This window comes from Psychrobacillus psychrotolerans (assembly GCF_900115805.1).
Taxonomy (GTDB): Bacteria; Bacillota; Bacilli; order Bacillales_A; family Planococcaceae; genus Psychrobacillus; species Psychrobacillus psychrotolerans.
On record NZ_FOXU01000002.1, the window covers coordinates 373,079 to 391,450 of the forward strand.

Annotated in this window: 14 protein-coding genes; 5 read left to right on the forward strand and 9 right to left on the reverse strand. The window is 36.0% G+C overall.

The window, feature by feature from the left end; genetic code table 11:
- Nucleotides 1–1,254 carry a quaternary amine ABC transporter ATP-binding protein gene (locus BM260_RS06875; RefSeq protein ID WP_093536402.1) on the reverse strand — a complete coding sequence of 418 codons (1,254 nt, stop codon included), beginning with the start codon at nt 1,252–1,254 and terminating at the stop codon, nt 1–3.
- 213 nt (nt 1,255–1,467) lie between these two features.
- Here BM260_RS06875 and BM260_RS06880 point away from each other — a divergent pair, with 213 nt between their 5' ends.
- Both BM260_RS06880 and BM260_RS06885 read left to right on the forward strand, forming a co-directional pair.
- Entirely contained in the window at nt 1,468–2,016 is a 549-nt protein-coding gene (locus BM260_RS06880; RefSeq protein ID WP_093536404.1) for a GbsR/MarR family transcriptional regulator, read from the forward strand.
- 325 nt (nt 2,017–2,341) lie between these two features.
- Nucleotides 2,342–3,202 carry a YsnF/AvaK domain-containing protein gene (locus BM260_RS06885; protein ID WP_093536406.1) on the forward strand — a complete coding sequence of 287 codons (861 nt, stop codon included), beginning with the start codon at nt 2,342–2,344 and terminating at the stop codon, nt 3,200–3,202.
- An 81-nt stretch (nt 3,203–3,283) separates the two neighbouring features.
- On the opposite strand, the gene BM260_RS06890 is transcribed toward BM260_RS06885, so the two are convergent.
- The 5 genes from BM260_RS06890 to BM260_RS06910 form a co-directional block, all read right to left on the reverse strand.
- A complete protein-coding gene (locus BM260_RS06890) occupies nt 3,284–3,901 on the reverse strand; it encodes a hypothetical protein (RefSeq protein WP_093536408.1) in 618 nt (205 codons plus the stop codon).
- Between the two features lie 9 nt (nt 3,902–3,910).
- Entirely contained in the window at nt 3,911–5,095 is a 1,185-nt protein-coding gene (locus tag BM260_RS06895; protein WP_093536410.1) for a ParM/StbA family protein, read from the reverse strand.
- A 566-nt stretch (nt 5,096–5,661) separates the two neighbouring features.
- Nucleotides 5,662–8,796, reverse strand: coding sequence for an SNF2 helicase associated domain-containing protein (locus BM260_RS06900; protein WP_407691703.1), 3,135 nt, complete (start codon nt 8,794–8,796; stop codon nt 5,662–5,664).
- Nucleotides 8,797–8,986: 190 nt separating this feature from the next.
- A complete protein-coding gene (locus BM260_RS06905; RefSeq protein ID WP_093536414.1) occupies nt 8,987–10,288 on the reverse strand; it encodes a hemolysin family protein in 1,302 nt (433 codons plus the stop codon).
- Nucleotides 10,289–10,323: 35 nt separating this feature from the next.
- A complete protein-coding gene (locus BM260_RS06910) occupies nt 10,324–10,743 on the reverse strand; it encodes a MerR family transcriptional regulator (protein WP_093536416.1) in 420 nt (139 codons plus the stop codon).
- Nucleotides 10,744–10,937: 194 nt separating this feature from the next.
- Here BM260_RS06910 and BM260_RS06915 point away from each other — a divergent pair, with 194 nt between their 5' ends.
- The 3 genes from BM260_RS06915 (at nt 10,938) to BM260_RS06925 (ending at nt 14,446) form a co-directional block, all read left to right on the forward strand.
- Nucleotides 10,938–11,411: a general stress protein gene (locus BM260_RS06915; RefSeq protein ID WP_093536418.1), complete on the forward strand. Its 474-nt coding sequence runs from the start codon at nt 10,938–10,940 to the stop codon at nt 11,409–11,411.
- A gap of 170 nt (nt 11,412–11,581) precedes the next feature.
- Entirely contained in the window at nt 11,582–12,862 is a 1,281-nt protein-coding gene (locus tag BM260_RS06920; protein WP_093536420.1) for a glucose-6-phosphate isomerase, read from the forward strand.
- Nucleotides 12,863–13,078: 216 nt separating this feature from the next.
- On the forward strand, nt 13,079–14,446 hold the full coding sequence (locus BM260_RS06925) for a C40 family peptidase (protein WP_093536422.1): 1,368 nt from the start codon (nt 13,079–13,081) through the stop codon (nt 14,444–14,446).
- 337 nt (nt 14,447–14,783) lie between these two features.
- On the opposite strand, the gene BM260_RS06930 is transcribed toward BM260_RS06925, so the two are convergent.
- From BM260_RS06930 to BM260_RS06940, 3 genes are read right to left on the reverse strand one after another with little or no spacing between them, the layout of a single operon-like run.
- Nucleotides 14,784–16,175 (reverse strand): UDP-N-acetylmuramoyl-tripeptide--D-alanyl-D-alanine ligase, encoded by a 1,392-nt coding sequence (locus BM260_RS06930; protein ID WP_093536424.1) that lies wholly within the window; start codon nt 16,173–16,175, stop codon nt 14,784–14,786.
- A 35-nt stretch (nt 16,176–16,210) separates the two neighbouring features.
- Nucleotides 16,211–16,984 carry a YheC/YheD family protein gene (locus BM260_RS06935; RefSeq protein WP_175496223.1) on the reverse strand — a complete coding sequence of 258 codons (774 nt, stop codon included), beginning with the start codon at nt 16,982–16,984 and terminating at the stop codon, nt 16,211–16,213.
- A gap of 14 nt (nt 16,985–16,998) precedes the next feature.
- Nucleotides 16,999–18,291 (reverse strand): YheC/YheD family protein, encoded by a 1,293-nt coding sequence (locus BM260_RS06940; protein ID WP_175496224.1) that lies wholly within the window; start codon nt 18,289–18,291, stop codon nt 16,999–17,001.
- Nucleotides 18,292–18,372 lie beyond the last annotated feature (81 nt).

The following is an 18,372-nucleotide window of genomic DNA, read 5'->3' on the forward strand; positions in this document are numbered from 1 at the left end:
TTACTTCACCCCCGTAATAGTTTGCTCTTCGGAATCCACTGTTCCATCTTTGTTTATAAAATCATTATCCCCAGATAATGCACCTATAAGGGCACCACGAATGATAATCCCTTGCAGCTTTTGTTCCTCATTGATAACAGCAACAGGAATGCTCGCGGTTGACACTACATCAAATAGTTCCGTAAGCACTGTATCAGGTGAAATCATCGGAAGGTCAGAAATAAGCACATCATTCAAAGACTTCTCCGATTCAATAGCTTCTAGAGTATCTTGCGCAGTTACAGCTCCTAGTAAGCGATTCGCATTATCCACTACATATATAGAAGAAATACCCAGTTGTTTCATCAGTCGAAGTGCTACACGCGGACCACGATCAACTTTTACTGTGTCGGCTTTTTTCATGATGTGACCAGCAGTTAGTACTTTAGACAAATCGACGTCTTCTACAAACCTTTCGACATATTCATTGGATGGACTCATCAAAATTTCTTCAGGTGATCCAATCTGAACAATTTCTCCGTCTTTCATCAGTGCTATACGATCACCGATACGAAGTGCTTCATCTAAATCATGTGTAATGAAAATAATTGTTTTTTGCATATCGTGATGAAGCTGAAGCAACTCATTTTGCATATCTTTTCGTATCAGTGGATCTAATGCACTAAACGCTTCATCCATAAGCAAGATGTCGGGGTTATTTGCCAGTGCTCTAGCAAGTCCGACACGCTGTTGCATACCCCCACTTAGTTGTTTCGGGTATTGGTCTTCATATCCCGCCAAACCAACAAGTCTTAATGACTCTGTTGCTTTTTCGTTCCGTTCTTTTTTAGATATCCCTTGGATTTCTAGACCATATTCTGTATTTTCAACAATTGTTTTATGTGGGAAGAGCGCAAAGTTTTGGAAAACCATACCAATTTTCTTCCGTCTTACATTACGAAGCTGCTCTTTATTCATCTGTACAATATCTTTACCGTCCAGTAATATTTGCCCCATCGTTGGATCTATTAATCTATTAAGTAGTCTAACTAATGTTGATTTACCACTTCCAGATAGACCCATTATGACGAAAATTTCACCTTCATTTACATCAAAGGATACTTGTTTTACCCCCACAGTTGCCCCCGTGGCTTTCAATATTTCACTTTTTGTTTTGCCATCTTTCAGCATCTGTATAGCACGGCCACTACTTTTACCAAATATCTTAGTAGCGTCTTTTACCACTATTTTTTTATTTATGTATTCCTCAGTCATATCTTCACTCCTTACCGTCCGAAAAATCCGAACCCAATTCATTATAGTGGTTTTTTCGTATAATTTCAACAGTATTAACTATATTAATTGTTTGTACAGTTAAAACTGTACGAAAAATATTTAAAAAAATTGCTTTTTGGGTAAGGATATAATACATTTAAATTTAGTTAGCAGATGATTTGAATGAAGCTAATTTCAGTGGAGGGAACGTATATGGAGGACCATGAAAAAATAGATAAAGCACGGGAAAGAATTATAGAAGCAATTGCCCAAAATATACATTTATACGGCTTGGTGCCTTCTGCAGGTAGACAATTCGGCACAATGTTTTTTCAAAATGAACCTTTAACATTAGATGATATGACAGAAAAATTAGGCATGAGTAAAACAAGTATGAGTACTTCTGTCCGGGCACTGTCTGAACTAAAATTAGTTGAGCGTGCATGGAAAAAAGGAGTTCGAAAAGATTTATATAAAGTAACCGATGATTGGCATCAAAGCTTCATCGATTTATTTTCTATTAAATGGCAGAGATCGGTTACTCTTCATTCAGCAGCTATTAAAAAGTCACTAGCAGAGTATGAGGAGTTATTGCAAAATCCAACACTTAGTGATGAATTGCGTGAAGTGGTTGAAATAGATATTAGTAAGCTTAAGTATATGAAAGATTACTACAACTGGCTTGAACGCCTCATAGATGCATTTGAGGACCAACGAATTTTCGATTTGGTTCCTAAGTTCGAGAGAGACTCTAAAAATTAGAGATTTCAAGATAAACCCCAAATAATCAGCACTTTTCATAGTGCCAATTATTTGGGGTTTTTGTAACTCTAACCAAGACATCTCCAATTATTTTACCCTTAACTCGCTTCAAAAAATCCAATTACTGGAATAATAATATCTTATAAAAATTGTTTCAAGTGCTTTAAACCCTTATTTTATAAGCAACTGGCAGTTTCTTTAATTTTTTGTTTTGAACTTTATCCTATTCAAAAATGAAGTTGCTTTTGTTTAATTTAAAACATTGCTGGGTATTTTATTAAACATGCACGATATTAATATCTAATTTTTTAGGAGGAGATTAATAATGGCAAACAAAAAATATATTGGATCTTTTAGAACAGAACAGGAAGTAATCGATAAGATTAACGAGTTAAAACTTGAAGGCTATGTGGAAGAAGATATATATGTAGTGTCTAACGATAAAGAGTCGCTCTCTATTGTTCGCGGTCAGACGGACGTAGATCTATCTACAGTAGAAGGTAACTGGCTCGATAAGTTTATGGCTTTCATGAGTGGAGATGAACCAGTTCGAGCAGCGTTTCTAAATATGGGTTTCACTGATGAAGAGTCCGATCGGTATTATAATGAAGTTAAAAGCGGTAGCATCCTTCTCTATGTAGATAAAGAGTACGGAACTATTTACGATGAGAATGATAAAGATCTAGGCACTACGCAAACAGGTACAAATTTCTCTACAACAGACAACTTCATTGATGGTCATACACAAGAAGAACGGATGCGCCTTCATGAGGAAAGACTGTCCATTGACAAGGAACAACAACTAGCTGGTGAAGTGAACGTTGAGAAACACGTTGTAAAAACGCAAGAAAGAGTTGAAGTTCCAGTAGAGCACGAAGAAGTTTATATTGAAAGACGTGCAGTAGTTGATGAAAACGCCACTGGAGAAATTGTAGATGATGGTGAAAAAATTCATATTCCAGTTATGGAAGATAGAGTAGAAGTAACCAAACGTCCTGTCGTAAGTGAAGAAATTGTTGTAGGCAAGAGAAAAGTAACGGACACCGAGTTTGTAAACGAGACAGTTCGTCGCGAAGAAGCAAATATCCATCGTACAGATGATATCGAAGCTAAGGCTCTAGATAATGATCCGTTGGAAGAAAACCGTTTGGACAATGATCCTTTGAATAAACGTGATAGATTATAACCACAAAATTCCACTAGGACTAATACCCCCAACCAATATTAATGGTTGGGGGTATTAGTTTACCTATTTATACTTCAACTTTTATTTATTCATCCTGGAAAGAAAGTCACCAAGCAAATCATCCAAGCTTTCCATCTCGGTACTTTCCTCTGAATCTTCTTCTGTGGTGGCATGCTCTTGTTTTGCTTGCTCCCAGTCAAAGTTCATTAAATCATCTTCGATTTCATCATCGGGTAATTCTGGGGGATTATTCTCTTGTTCCGTCAAAATGCTAGTATTAGTACTAATATCTAATTCATCATCTATTTCTTCAGTAAGCTCAGCTTGTAAGTATAAGGCTTGGTCAATATCTAAGGCATTACTATTAAGGGAAGCAAGAATAGACATTGCACGAACTGGATCAGACAACAAATGATAGACAATATTTCCTAGCATAGCTTCGGAATGTGCATGCTTGAGCCAGTTACGCTGTTCCTTACTTAACTGCTTAGGCATCGGGATAGTTATAGTTTCTCTATCCTTAGATAAGGAGGTACTTACTCCCTCCAAAACAAACTCTGCTATTTTACTTGAAAAGTTTCTTCTCTCAGTCTCTTTTAACTTTTGCATTTGCTTTAAAATGTGATCAGGAGTGTCAGAAGGCAGACGAAAAGTAATTGCTTGTCCCCTTTGAATACCAGAGTTCCTCGCTTTTTCCATGAAATCACCTTATTTTTCTACTTTTTGTTTCACTACTTCATTACTTTTTATATCTTTCTTATTCTTTCTCACAAAATCAGAGATTAATTTATGATAGGCATTTGCCATCATCCAAATGCTCTCTTTTTCATCTTCAAAGAATTCGATGTTATATCCATTTAGATTGTTGTTTAGTGTTTTGATATACTCTTTTAATACAATTGCTCCACCACCAACAAAGTAGCATATCTCTGTTTGCGAATTTTTTTGCCAAACATTACGTAAGTGACGATATTCTTTTTTCGCCAAGTCTAGCAGAATTCGGTCAGTAATATCATGAACGCTTGTACGGCTACCATTCACCATAATATGATTTCGATCATTTTTTCTAGTGATAATATCTACCACATCTCTACGGCTATCCAGTTCTACACCATGTTTTAATCTAATCTCTTCTCGAATAGACTCTAGAGCTTCAGAAACACCTAAATTGAACCCCTGCGCTTTATCATCATCTACATTACGATTTTTAATAACTGCTACATCCGTTGATAGTCCACCAATATCTTGAATCAGGATACTTTTGTCTACCAAATCTCTATTAATAATGTTTAGATCATTATCCATTATTAAGTTTATATATGCAGCAAATCCTTCAGGATAGATTTTAACTTCTTCAAACTTAATATTCACTTTTAATCCTTGATATTTAGGTGTCACTAAAAATTCCACTTGGTGAACAGATCCTAAAAGTTGTGAACGATAACCTACATCCTTACCTTCTTTTACTTCACGTAAAGGTAAACCTGTACCCAATGTGTAGTTAGCATCTATTATATTATTATTCTTTTTGAATAGTTCTGAGTTTTCTTCTCTCACTGCATCTAAAGCTAAAGTAGCAAATAACATTACTAATGTTTGATCTTCTTCTGATTTGTTGCTACCAGGGTCTAATTCAGTTGCATTATCACTTTTTGTTGCTAAACTACCCACTCTGTAAATTATATTATTATCATTTAGGGCAGGGGAGTGAACTCTAATATGAATTCCTTCAATTGGATCCTTATCATTCAATTCCTCTATTCCTATAACAGGTCTGTCTTCTGTGGATACGGCTATTACGTTAGGAATATTGAGTTCATAATCTAACTTACCAAATAAAGCTTTAACTGAGTCATTTCCTACATCGATTGCACAAATTCTTGAAGTATTCATCAAATCATCCCTTCATCTATATGTTCTACCAATTTAAGGTTATCTTATAGAGTAAACACGGTCAATCCAACAAAAGATGTATTCAAATTGTAAACATTTAATCTCTCTTTGTATACAACTCTACTCATTTCGTATACTTGTATACACAATTGCACACATACTGTTAAATCAACATGTACACTTCTTTGTGTACATGTTTACTATTATGTATACACTATGTTTTCTTTTTGTGTACTTGTATACATTTATGAATACATCAATAAAATTCAATTTGGGGAGGATTTTTTAATACTTTCTTTGGTACTTTTACTACAATAAAGTAATAAAAGAAAGAATAACTTTTAGCCTATTTATAGTTCACAATTTAGAATTTGAATTATCCAATTCCGTTAATTAAGCACTTATCGGCCATTTAAGGCGTTTAATCTATTTAACAAACTTTCCTATTAGGAATCAAAAATAAGGTGCTAAAAACGATTATAAAGAGCACCATTTTCTGAATAAGAGCAAATAAAAAAACCAAGTAAAGCTTTTATGCTTCACTTGGACTATTCTTTAAAAACTCCCTATTCAATCATTAAAATCTCTTTAATATCCTGTTCTGTCATTGCAGACAAAGTATCCTCCCCTGAGTGAATGACCTCATCAATGAGGCCTTGTTTTTTATGTTGTAACTGAGTAATTTTTTCCTCTATCGTACCCTTAGCTATTAAACGTATGACATGAACTTCGTTTACTTGACCCATTCGATGAGCACGATCAGCGGCCTGCTGCTCCACTGCTGGATTCCACCAGAGGTCATATAGAATAACTGTATCAGCTCCAGTTAAATTTAACCCAGTGCCTCCTGCTTTTAACGAAATGAGAAATAGATTCCCTTCTCCGTTGTTAAAGCGATCACATAATTCTACCCGTTCTTCAGATGGGGTTTGTCCATCTAAATAGAAGTAAGGAGTCCCCTCTCGTATAAGTCTCCCTCTAATAATTCCTAGCATCTGTGTAAACTGCGAAAAAATGAGCACTCTTCTCCCTGATATTCTGCACTCTTCTAGAAGCTCCATCAATTGTTCAAATTTAGCTGAACTTCCCTTGTAACCATCTACAAATAGAGCTGGATGACAACAAAGCTGTCGAAGCCTTGTTAAACCTGCTAATATTCTAATACGATTCCTTTGAAGATTCCCTTTTTTTAAATGCTTCAGTGCATCCTGTTTAAGTTCAGCCAAATAAGCGGCATATAATGTCTTTTGTTCGACTTGTAATTCAGAGTAGAGCATTGTTTCTGTTTTCTTTGGTAATTCCTTCAATACATCCTGTTTCATCCGACGCAAAATAAATGGTCGGACCCGTTTTGCAATATTTTCACGACTTAATTCACTAAAGGCTCTTCTTCCAGGTAATAGTTCGGGAAATACAACATGGAATATAGACCAGAGCTCGTCTAATGTATTCTCGATTGGTGTTCCCGTTAGGGCAAATCGGAAATCTGCTTTGATCATTTTTACTGCTTTCGCTGTTTTGGTTACCGGATTTTTGAAGGCTTGGGCCTCATCTAAGAACAATGTATGAAAAAATCGTTCCCGGTACAGATCTGTATCCGATCGTAGCGTTGGATAAGAAGTAATTATTACATCAGTATGTAAAGTGTGTCGCCACAAATCACTTCTTTTTGTCTTATTACCATCTATCACCTGCACCTGGATATGTGGAGTAAATTTTTTTAGCTCGTTCCTCCAATTGTATAATAGCGATGCAGGGCACACGATTAACACCGGTAAATTTCTCGCACGAATATCTGGAAGAACGGATTCAATAAAGGCAATACTTTGAAGGGTTTTTCCAAGTCCCATATCATCGGCGAGTATACCACCAAATTTGTATTTTGCCAGCAGCTGAAACCAACGAAAACCTACTTTTTGATAGTCTCTAAGTATCGTTTCCAGAGGTATAGCGCCATCCAATTCTGAGTTTTCAGGGTCATGTAAGTTTTTCATGAGCTTTGCAAATTTCTCACCAGGTTCTAATAGATCACTTTGATCTAAAGCATCAATCATTTGCATCCCTTTTATTAACGGTATATGGATTTCATCGTCAAATGAATCCGACGTGATTCCCATATCAATAATAAAGCTTGATAATGCTTGATATTCAGGGGTTTCAAGTGAAACTAAGTTACCTCCTGGAATACGGTAAAATTTCCGTTTTTCTTCTATGGAGATCATCAATCGCTGAATTTCCTTCTCTGAAATATCTTTTAAATCGAATTTAAACTCTAACCAATCTGTTCGCTCTTTTACTTCTACTTTAATCCTCGGACCAATATATCCTCTTTGTACACGCAATTTAACTGCTGTCGAGGCATATATTTGGACCCACTTTTCCATACCAGATAGGACATGATATAAAAAGTGATACTCTGCCTCTTCATCAAACAAGTAGAATCCCCCCGAGGTTTGAGAAAATCCACTTTCCATTAGCACATCGATAATCTTTTGTTCTTTATCCAACTGCCGTCTAATACCCGGATAATGCATAACATCTGACTCTATCTCCTCACAAGGATTTATAACCAGGTGTCCATAATGAAATTCAAGTCCTGCAAGTATTCGATGCTTGACTCGGTCTAAAAACAGCTTTACCCGGAGTGGGGTTTCTCCCATTCTTTTAGAAATAGATTCTGCAATATGTACATACCCCAGCTTCATAAGCCCTGGTATGGTTTTCTCCATAAAATAATCGATTTGGCTCTCTGATATGACTAATTCATGTTTTCCAGACTGATCAAGCATCTCTTTTAGTTCGGCAAGTCTTATACATTCTTCTGGAAGAAGCTTATACAAAATTCCCTGTGAGAATGCATATCCATAGCCTTTCAACACAACAATTTGATCAAGTCCCTCCACATTCAGTTGGTAATTGGTCCTCTTCGTTTCATCAAAGGCAAAACGGAGTGGAAGATCTCTTCCAAACTTCACCCCACTATATTTCCTTTCCCCGTGAACGAATCGAACTAATGGCGCTTCTGTTAACAACGGGACTAACTGATCCCAGTCGGATGCTGAGATGAGTAAGGTATCTGCGTGGAGGGATTGCTCATGCTGCCCTTTTAATAACAGCTGAAGCACGGCATCTGATTCTTTTGGAAAGCTATATATCTCGGGAGCATAGTATTGTTCTGAGGCATATTCAAATGGCTCTTGTCTCTCCAAATTACGAAGAAAATCTTTCATGTTAGAAATACTATATAAACTATTTGTACCCACCTTTACCTGAATGCCAATTCCGTTATCCCAGCCATCAACTAGTGGTAATAGATGACATATAAATTCAATATGTAATGTTTGTCTTTTATCAAAATGTAGCTGTTTTGCTGTAGGGTGCACAGATCTGTTTTCAAACAAATCAAGCATTCTTGATGCCAGACGCTCTTCTGTTTCCTTTTCCTCTACTACAAAGAGCACTGCTGCAATATGCTGACAATATGTTTTAACAAATCCTATAGGCGGACAAGTACAAGTACCTCCAACCTTCCCCTCAATATCTGCTACTACCATAACTTCCACATCATCGACTGCATGTACAGTCGCTTTTATGATATCTGGTTGAAAAGAATGCACATGTACTTTTCCAGCTTGATAATAAGATTTACCCTTTTTAAAAGCGGTAACCCCACATAATTGCTTTATCTTTGCTTCATTCATCGAAAAATTCATTGTGTATCCTTTCTCGATCTTCCCTAAATTATTTCTGTTGATCGGATAGTTGTTGGCTTTTTACTTTATATTAACATATCCCTCCTGCCTACTCTGAAAATCGACTAGTAAAGTGCTATATAAAAAAACCTTCTAGATTTGAGCTCTAGAAGGTTCAATATTATTCACTTGCATGGTATTAAGAAGGTATTTTTATCGCTTCAATAAAATGTATTTGATGACCATCTTTTTCGTAAATAGAGAATTTATAGCCATTATACTCAACCTGTTTATCCATTAACAGGTCCATATTTTGCGTGTAATACCAACCACCAAATGTATCAACATCTGGATTTTCTAACTCAATTTTCAAAAGTTTCGCTACATCGTCTAGTAGTACTTTTGAGTGTATTAGATAATGATCATCTTTTAGTTTGCGGATGTCCGCTATTTCATCTTCATCAAATTCATCACGAATCTCTCCAACTATTTCTTCAAGAATATCTTCTACTGTGACAAGACCAGAAGTACCACCATACTCATCTAAAAGAATAGCAATATGCGTACGCTCTTTCTGCATTTTCAATAATAGGGAATTTATCGGTATAGTATCCATTGTATTTATGACAGGGTTTGTAAACCTTTCCATCGTAAATGTCTCCGCAGTAACCCGATTACTCATTCCCTGCGTCAAAAAGTCTTTAATATTTATAAAGCCGATTATATTATCATGGTCTCCATCATAAACAGGATAACGGGTGTAGCGCTCTTCGGAAATTAATGTAAGTACTTCATGGAATGTTGCATTCTTTTCAAAACCAATAATTTCAGTACGTGGCACCATAATCTCGCGAGCAATTCGATCATCAAATTCAAAGACATTATTCACATATTTCAATTCATTTTGGTTTATCTCACCACTTTTAAAGCTCTCTGCTAACAATAATCGCAGTTCCTCTTCGGTATGAGATAATTCATGTTCAGAAGCTGGCTTCATACCAAATAGACCTACTAAAATACGTGCGGAACCATTTAAGAACCAAATAAACGGGTATAAAATTCTATAAAAAATCATAATGGGCTTTGCAAAAAGAAGGGATACAGCTTCCGCCTTTTGAATTGCAACCGTTTTGGGCGCTAACTCCCCAACTACTACGTGTAAAAATGTTGCAATGGCAAACGCACCACCGATTGTAAAGTAATGAATATATTCAGTACTAATACCGATACCATTAAACAAAGGATGTAGGATGAATTCAAATGTCGATTCACCCACCATCCCAATACCAAGTGCTGTAACAGTAATTCCTAACTGACAGGCCGATAAGTATTCATCTAGATGTGTGGTAACATGTTTTGCTGCAAGCGATCCTTTACGGCCCTCAGCCACAAGCTGATCTATTCTCGAATGCCTTACCTTAACGATTGCAAACTCTGTTGCAACAAAAAATCCTGTTAATGCTAATAAAATAATGAATATAGTTAAGTTTAATACGGTCAATAAGTTGTCTTACTATAATAGTAAGACTTCACCTCCTAAGTGATAAGTAAAAGTAAAGATTGCATTAGCGCAACGCTTTCTGATGAAACTTTTTGTTTTATATTGTGTTGAGTAGCTTTTTCCTCTGAATTAATCTGTTCTATTAAATGAGTAACTTCTTTTTCTAAATATTGCATTTGTAAACGTAACTCCTGAATATCAACCTCTTCAACTTGAACCTCTTCAAATTGTTTTTTGATAGCTTCCAAAGACATTCCAGAAGCTTTTTTCTCCTCAATTAATCGTAGTTTCTCGATCATTTCTATAGAGTAATAACGATAATTAGAAGCGGAACGTTCAGCTTGTAGTAGGCCAAGCGTTGTATAATAATCTATTGTCCGTCTAGTTATACCTGTTTTTTCTGCTAATTCACCAATTCTTAGTTTTTCGATCCCAATTAGATCACTCCAAACCATCACGTTATGGTTTAAGTATAATAGTAGTTAAGTATATAAGCAATTATTTAGTGTAGAAAATTACACAACCTATGTGTTCTTAAAAGAAAATATATTTTTCTACCCTTTAAACTTTGAAGAGAAATGTCTTTGTTTATGACAGGCTCTAATGGGTAAATTAATAGCAATACTAAAAAATATGGAGGTCTTTTAAAATGGCAGATAAAAAATTTGTGGGATCATTTCTAACAGAACAGGAAGTATTAGACAAAATCAATGAACTAAAATTAGAAGGATATGTGGATGACGATATTTATGTCGTAACAGATGACAAGGAATCACTTTCAATCGTGCGAGGACAAACAGCTGTAGAGTTAGAATCTGTAGAAGGTAACTGGTTAGATAAATTCAAAGCATTTTTGATGGGTGATGAGCCAGTTCGTGCTGCCTTTAGTCAAATGGGATTTACTGATGAAGAGTCTGAACGTTATTATAGTGAAGTGAAAAATGGAGGAATTCTCCTGTATGTAGACAAGAACTATGGCGCTGTTTATGATAACTATATTAAAAATCAATCGGACTCTTCTTATGATGGAGATGAATTAGAAGGTCCTGGAGAACCCATCCGTGCAAAAGATGTAGAGAACCGTTTAAACCAATACCCGCTAAGTGACCGAGGAGAACGTTAATTTTTATATCGCGTTAGAAACTATCTGTTCTATCCCTAAACTTTACATACTCGTTTAGGGATTTTTTGTATAGTATACGAACAAAATCTTCTTGTATCATATGCTCGTTTTTATATCTGTTTAATGATAAAATTAGTAGTAATAAATGCAGTATTACAAAGGGGATTCGTATGAATATTAATGTAAATTATTCGGGGGATTATTCACAATTGGTTACACCTGAAGTGAAGAATCGACTAAACGCAATACATGAAGGGATACATACAAAATCAGCTGCTGGAGCTGACTTTTTAGGATGGGTTGATTGGCCAGGCAATATGAGTAATGAATTTCTTCAAGATATTCAAAATACAGCTGAACAAGTTCGTTCTACATCGGATGTCCTTGTCGTTATCGGAATTGGCGGATCTTATCTAGGTTCTAAAGCGGTAATTGAAGCACTTTCGACACCATTTGAAACAAAAGAAGGTCTGGAAGTAATTTTTGCCGGTCAAATGGTCAGTGGAGAGTACCTGAAACAATTGATGTCGTACTTAGATGGAAAAGAAGTGTCTTTAAATGTAATATCCAAGTCTGGTAAAACGACCGAACCAGCATTAGCATTCCGTTTTTTACAGCAATACATGGAAAAACGCTACGGTGAACAGGCAACATCTCGTATTATCGTCACTACAGATGAAGAAAAAGGTGCCCTTTTATCACTTGCAATTGAAAAGGGATATAAACGTTATGTCGTGCCAAATGATATTGGAGGTAGATATTCGGTATTTACGGCAGTTGGCTTACTTCCAATCGCGGCCGCAGGATATGATATTGCAAAACTAATGGGCGGTGCTACAAAAGCACAAGAGGAATTCAATCTTGTTGATCCAACAACAAACAGTGCTATTCAGTATGCTATTATTCGTAAGCATTTGTATGATGCTGGTTATCCGGTCGAAATTATGGCAACCTTTGATGAAAAACTTCGCTATATTCAAGAATGGTGGAAGCAACTGTTTGGGGAAAGTGAAGGTAAAGAAGGTAAAGGTATCTTCCCTGCTTCCGTTGTCTATTCAACAGACCTGCACTCATTAGGCCAATACATTCAAGATGGAAAACGCATGTTATTTGAAACGTTTTTGACAGTTGAAAAAGCTAATGATGATTTAACTGTATTCGAGGCAGAAAATGATGGAGATGAACTAAACTATTTAAGTGGATTAACGCTTCATGAATTCAACCATGCTTGCCACGAAGCAACTGCTAGCGCTCACTTAGATGGCGGTGTACCACAAGTTTCCTTAACCATTGAGCAAATTGACGAGGAACATATCGGACATTTGTTGTATTTCTATATGATTTCATGTGCTTATAGCGCATACTTACTAGATATTAATCCCTTTGACCAACCTGGTGTGGAAGACTATAAGAATAATATCTTTAAAATTCTAAAAAAACCAGGTTACTAATGGACTGAAGCTCTCTTTGTGAGAGCTTCTTTTTTGATAAATGCAGTTATATGGCTCCACATATGAAATATTTGTAACGAAACTGTAACCTTCACGTACAACTCTTCTAGTACAGGGAATCGCATCTGTAATATATAGATGAGGAATATATTGCCACTAAGCCCCCTAACTTTTGCATGCTAAAATCAAGTTGCTCAAAAAACTAGGAGGTACACGATGAAAAAGCAATTTGTTGCAACGACATTAATAGCGATTATCGGTTTAAGTACAATTGGCGGCTTTGCCCCTGTTAATATACAAAACATGCAAGTTTCGGCTGCTACAATAAACCCGCAGAACAATCAAGCAGCTGTGGAAGCGAAGGCGAACCAATTAATACAAACTGCAAAAAGTTTAATCGGTAAGGCTACTTATAGTAATACAGTTTATAAGCCAACATATCCATATAAATTCTCATGTGCGAGTTTCCTTATGTACATATTCGAGAAAAATGGAGTCGACCTTGCCACTTATAACGAAGACTATATGATGAAGCAAGGTACTTATGTTGCTAAAAGTCAGTTACAAAAAGGCGATCTTCTTTTCTTTGATAGCAGAGGAGGAAAGGTTCCAAATCACGTAGGTATGTATATAGGGGACAATAAAATAATTCAAATGGCAGACCCTACTCAAAAAATAGTTATTACAGATCTAGATAGCAAACCATATTATACGGATAGTTATATTACTGCCCGAAGAGTCCTACCTACACTACTTCCTTCTAATCCTGCAACCAAAGGAGATAGTATTGTAAGTAAAGCTTATATCTTAAAGGATAAAGTGACTATGGGTACTACTAATAATGCATCCTCGTTACGCTTTACTGCGACTGGATTTGTTGACCACATATATAAATCAAATGGCGTAACTTTAGGTACTACGAACTTAAAGGAGTTAATGAAAAAAGGTACGACAGTATCTAAAGCCAACTTAAAGAAAGGTGATTTAGTCTTCTTTAATGGGGTTACAGGATCTAGTACACCAACAATGGTAGGGATTTATGCGGGAGATCACCGTATCATCGTTCCTAATTCAGATGGTGTTTTAACAAGAGTTCTATTTGTAGATTATTATGCTAAGCACTATATTACTGCAAAACGTGTTATCTCAGGAGGCACAACTACTAGTGTAGCTGCTTCGGCTCCGACATCATCTACTACTCAGGTTGCTGATAAGGTTGTGAATTTCGCAACTAATCTAATGAGTAAAGCTAAATTTGGCTATTCATATAATGAAAGCACGTTAACTTTTACAAGTGCTGGATTTACGTATTATGTGTTTAAAGAACATGGAATAGACCTAAAGGATAAACTTGCTAGCGGACAAGCACAAGCAGGAACAGCCGTATCAAAAGCCAATCTTCAAAAGGGAGATCTTTTGTTCTTCTCTACCAATAATGGTGGTACTAAGATTACACAAACAGGTATCTATGTTGGAAATAACGAATATTTAAGCCTTACTACTAAAGGTATTGTCATGAAAGATAAATTAGATTCTACTTTTGCTAAGCAAAATTACGTTTCTGCACGCCGAGTTTTAAAATAAGCCAAAATTCAAGCATTCATCGCAAACTGCGATGAATGCTTTTTTGATTAGAATATCCAATGTGTGCACTTTCACATTTCTAAAAGAATAAGAAAGTGCCCTGAACTGAACAGTGAAACAGGTGTTTTGAAGAATAAAATCTATATAGGAAAGGATTACTTACCTTCTTCCCAAAAAGATTTTGAACCTGTTTCCAAAAGTTGATGGAGAGCGACGGATAGATAACCAGTATAATTACCTCGCTAAAATCAATCGGTGATAATATAGCAACAAGTCTGTCCAATATACCGAAAACTAATAAAAACAGGTTTACCCTTAAAGTCAGCTTTCGCTTTTCTTATTCATCATTCTTTTTTAGTTGATTTGCAAAGTCAATCATGGAACGGCTTGACATGGGCCCTTTTATTAACAGGATCGCTTGGTCATTTAGCTTTGGTTTTATGACTTTCATAACACCTTGTATATCCTTAAATATATGCACGTCAGCTTTCGTTCCATCCGTTAACGCTTTCCGAGCTATTTCTTCTGCCTTGCTTCCAATGGTAATTAGCGTATGAATATTTTTTTGGGCAACTAGACTTCCAATTTCCGCATGGTATTTCTTTTCAAAGTTCCCTAATCTATTAATATCTCCTAGTACTAAAATAATGTTTTTATCTGCTCCAATGGATTCTAATACATTTAATGCTGCTTTTACGGAAGTAGGATTATTCGTCCATGTATCATCAATAATTGTACTTCCACCAATCCCCTTCGAAAACTCAAGATGTCTGGACATATTTTTGAACGTTGCTAGCCGAGCTATTGCCACATCTAAATCCAGACCCATTTCATGTACAGCCGCAATTGCAGCAAGCGCGTTATACACTTGGTGCTCCCCATATCCTGGAATGAAGGCTTTATATGTTTTGTTTAAATAATTTACGGAGAAATTCATGCCATTATTCGCAAATTCTATACTGGATGCTCTAAAATCAGCTTTCTTGCTAACACCGAAGTAGATTATCTTTCCTTTAAAATTACGCAAAGAAACCTGTTTCGTGTTAAGATCTTCAGCATTAAGGATTAATGTACCTCCCTTTTCGATTCCGCTAACTATCTCTGACTTAGCTTTAATATATCCTTCCAGACTGCCACAGCCATCTAAATGATGTACTCCAATATTTGTAATTATCCCAATGGTGGGCTGATATATTAAGCATTGATGTTTGATATTACCCGAATTTCCCAAGCCAAGCTCGAATACTGCAGCGTCTGTATGGTCAGAGATACCAGTTAAGTATGGTAATGATTGTCGCGGCTCATTCTTACTGCTGATAGAAGCCTGGACATTCCTATCTATACTCAAAATATGCTTCATCATTTCCTTGGTAGTTGTTTTACCACAAGTACCTGTTATAGCCACTACCGGTATTTGAAATAGTTTTCGATAATAATCCATGAAGCTCCAGTATGCTTGCACTAGACTACTAACCTTCATAATAGTTGTATTGGACATTGCATCTTTTAGTTCTGCATACGGCTTATCAGTTATTACAAGCGCTGGCCCCTTATTATTTACTTCCTGCCAATTAATAGAATCACCCCTGCTAACAAACAAAAGCGTATTTCGTTTAGTCAGGTCATGCCGTTTATAATAAATAGCATTTCTGACATACCAAGTGTCAGAACCACTAATTAGTTCCCCTTGTAGTAAATTTCGTATGTCTTTTACAAGTATAGGCTTCATACAAAATCCCCCTCTCCTTCGTATTGTATGAAACATTATTCTTCATTTTGTAGCTTCCTAATTTCAACGATTCTTCTCCATATGGATTTATTCTCTAGCTTTGCAAATCCACCTATACCAGGAGTATTGTTCACTTCAAATATGATTGGTTTCAGTTCTGCGTTTAGTCCTAAATCTATTCCATATTCCCTCGAAGGGATCTGTTTAGCTATTACTTTTGCTGCTGAAGTAGCAAGCGTCTCTATACGTCTAATTAATTGATGTCGTTCGGATTCACCCATTTGCCAATGAGACGACAATAATTCATTAACTGTTATTATCGCACTCCCACGATGAGAGTTCAGAATACCATTTTCCAAATTACCCTCTGTTCCAATATTTGCGTTCATTCCCCCAATAAGCCACTTCCCTTTTAGAAGTTGAATATGAACTCGAACACTCACTGGCAGTCCTTGTGGCGTAAAACTCTGGATACCCTCCTGAATAATATAATTACCCATTCGACCCATACGCTCAAATGGGTGCAGGGTTTGGTGGAAATCCGTTAATACTTTAACACATTTACTAATTGGTTCACCTTGAATAGAGTAGCCATTGTAACAATAGCGTCCATCCTCCTGTTTATATACTTTATATATCGCTCTTCCCTGCCCGGTTGTATCGTGTTTAACGTACGCGTAATCAAAGCGACTGATGAAATCCTTTAAATCAGTCATACTGTATAAAGCTGTCCTTGGAATACTTTTAGCTGTTAAGGGGTTTTGACTCAACAATAGATGCTGTTTCCACTTTCCAAGTTGTAGTTTCAAGTAATATACCTCCTTTATTTTCTTCTATTTTTAATTTTGAGCTCTTTAATATTTTTGTATTGTTCTTCAAAATTCTTGAACATTTTAAGGTCAGGAACATAATTCCCTTCAATAATCCATATGTTTCCTTCGTTTGTAATACCAACATCAAAGCCAATAATTTTAATGTCGACATTTTTTTCATCGAGTATTCTGGATGCCGATAGACAAAGTTCATCTATTTTGGTGTTTAAGGGTTCACTGCTTTTAGAAAATATAGTGGAATCCCGAATAGCATCTTCTAAAGTGAGTAGCTTCTGAGCCGCATTTGTCACGATGAATTGTTTTCCTGCAAGTTTGACTATTTTCCCCGTTACCTTCCAAGTAGATTCATCCTTCTGTGTTATTACCCTGACGTCCAAAGGACATTTATCAATTGTAGCCAGTGGCACTCTCTGTTGGATTATAAAATCCTTTTTGGATAGATAGGTGTCTACAATATATCTATAAGCTTCATCTAAATTAGACTTCATAATAGTCCTTATTCCAGAATGGATTTCATAGAAATGTGACCGTTTTCTTTTGATTTGCACGACCCCAATACCATTTTGGCCATAACAAGGCTTTATAATGGCTTCACTAAATTTGTTTAAATAGTCTCTAAACGTGACACTTGTAAGTAAATCCGTCTTAGGAACAAGGGAGTTTCTAAGATATTGATATTGATCCCACTTACTTATTGAAAAATGGAGAGTCGAATCATAAATCCAAATACCTGTCTTATAATCGAAGATGACTTCCACTACAATCGTGTTGCAGCTCGGAAAGGAATTTCCAATTTTTTTAGCAACTAGAACAGATAGACCTTTGGATTTGTTTAAAAAAATATTTTGGAATAATTTTATGAAAAGCGAGGAATCTTTACTATTCGTTACAGAAACTGTACGCCATTTAGAAGTGGAGTTTTTTCGATGGACAGTAACAAAAAAACGATAAGGGATTTGTGATAGAGGTGTAGTAAATTTTAGAGGCTGAACTACGTAATATTTTTGTGTTAATTCACATTGGTTTAGATAATCAAACATTTCTTCTCTATTATTTACACTCACCACTTTCTGCTGCGATTTTATCTTAAACTTGTGATTCTCCAAGGAAACGATTATTTTTCCAGGACCAAAAGAAGGTTTTATCACAACAGTATTGTACTGATCTAAAAGAGAAAACAATGATTGTTTGGATAATAAAACAGTTTCCACAAGATGATTTCGCAACTTTTTTTCTTCATGTAATAGTTGATATTGACTAAGTCTACCCCTACCAATTGCCATTTTGTACACCTCCTTTAAATTCATGGATTTCCATTTCAAACTATAAGATTCTACCAGGTTTCATTGATAGGTCGATTTAAC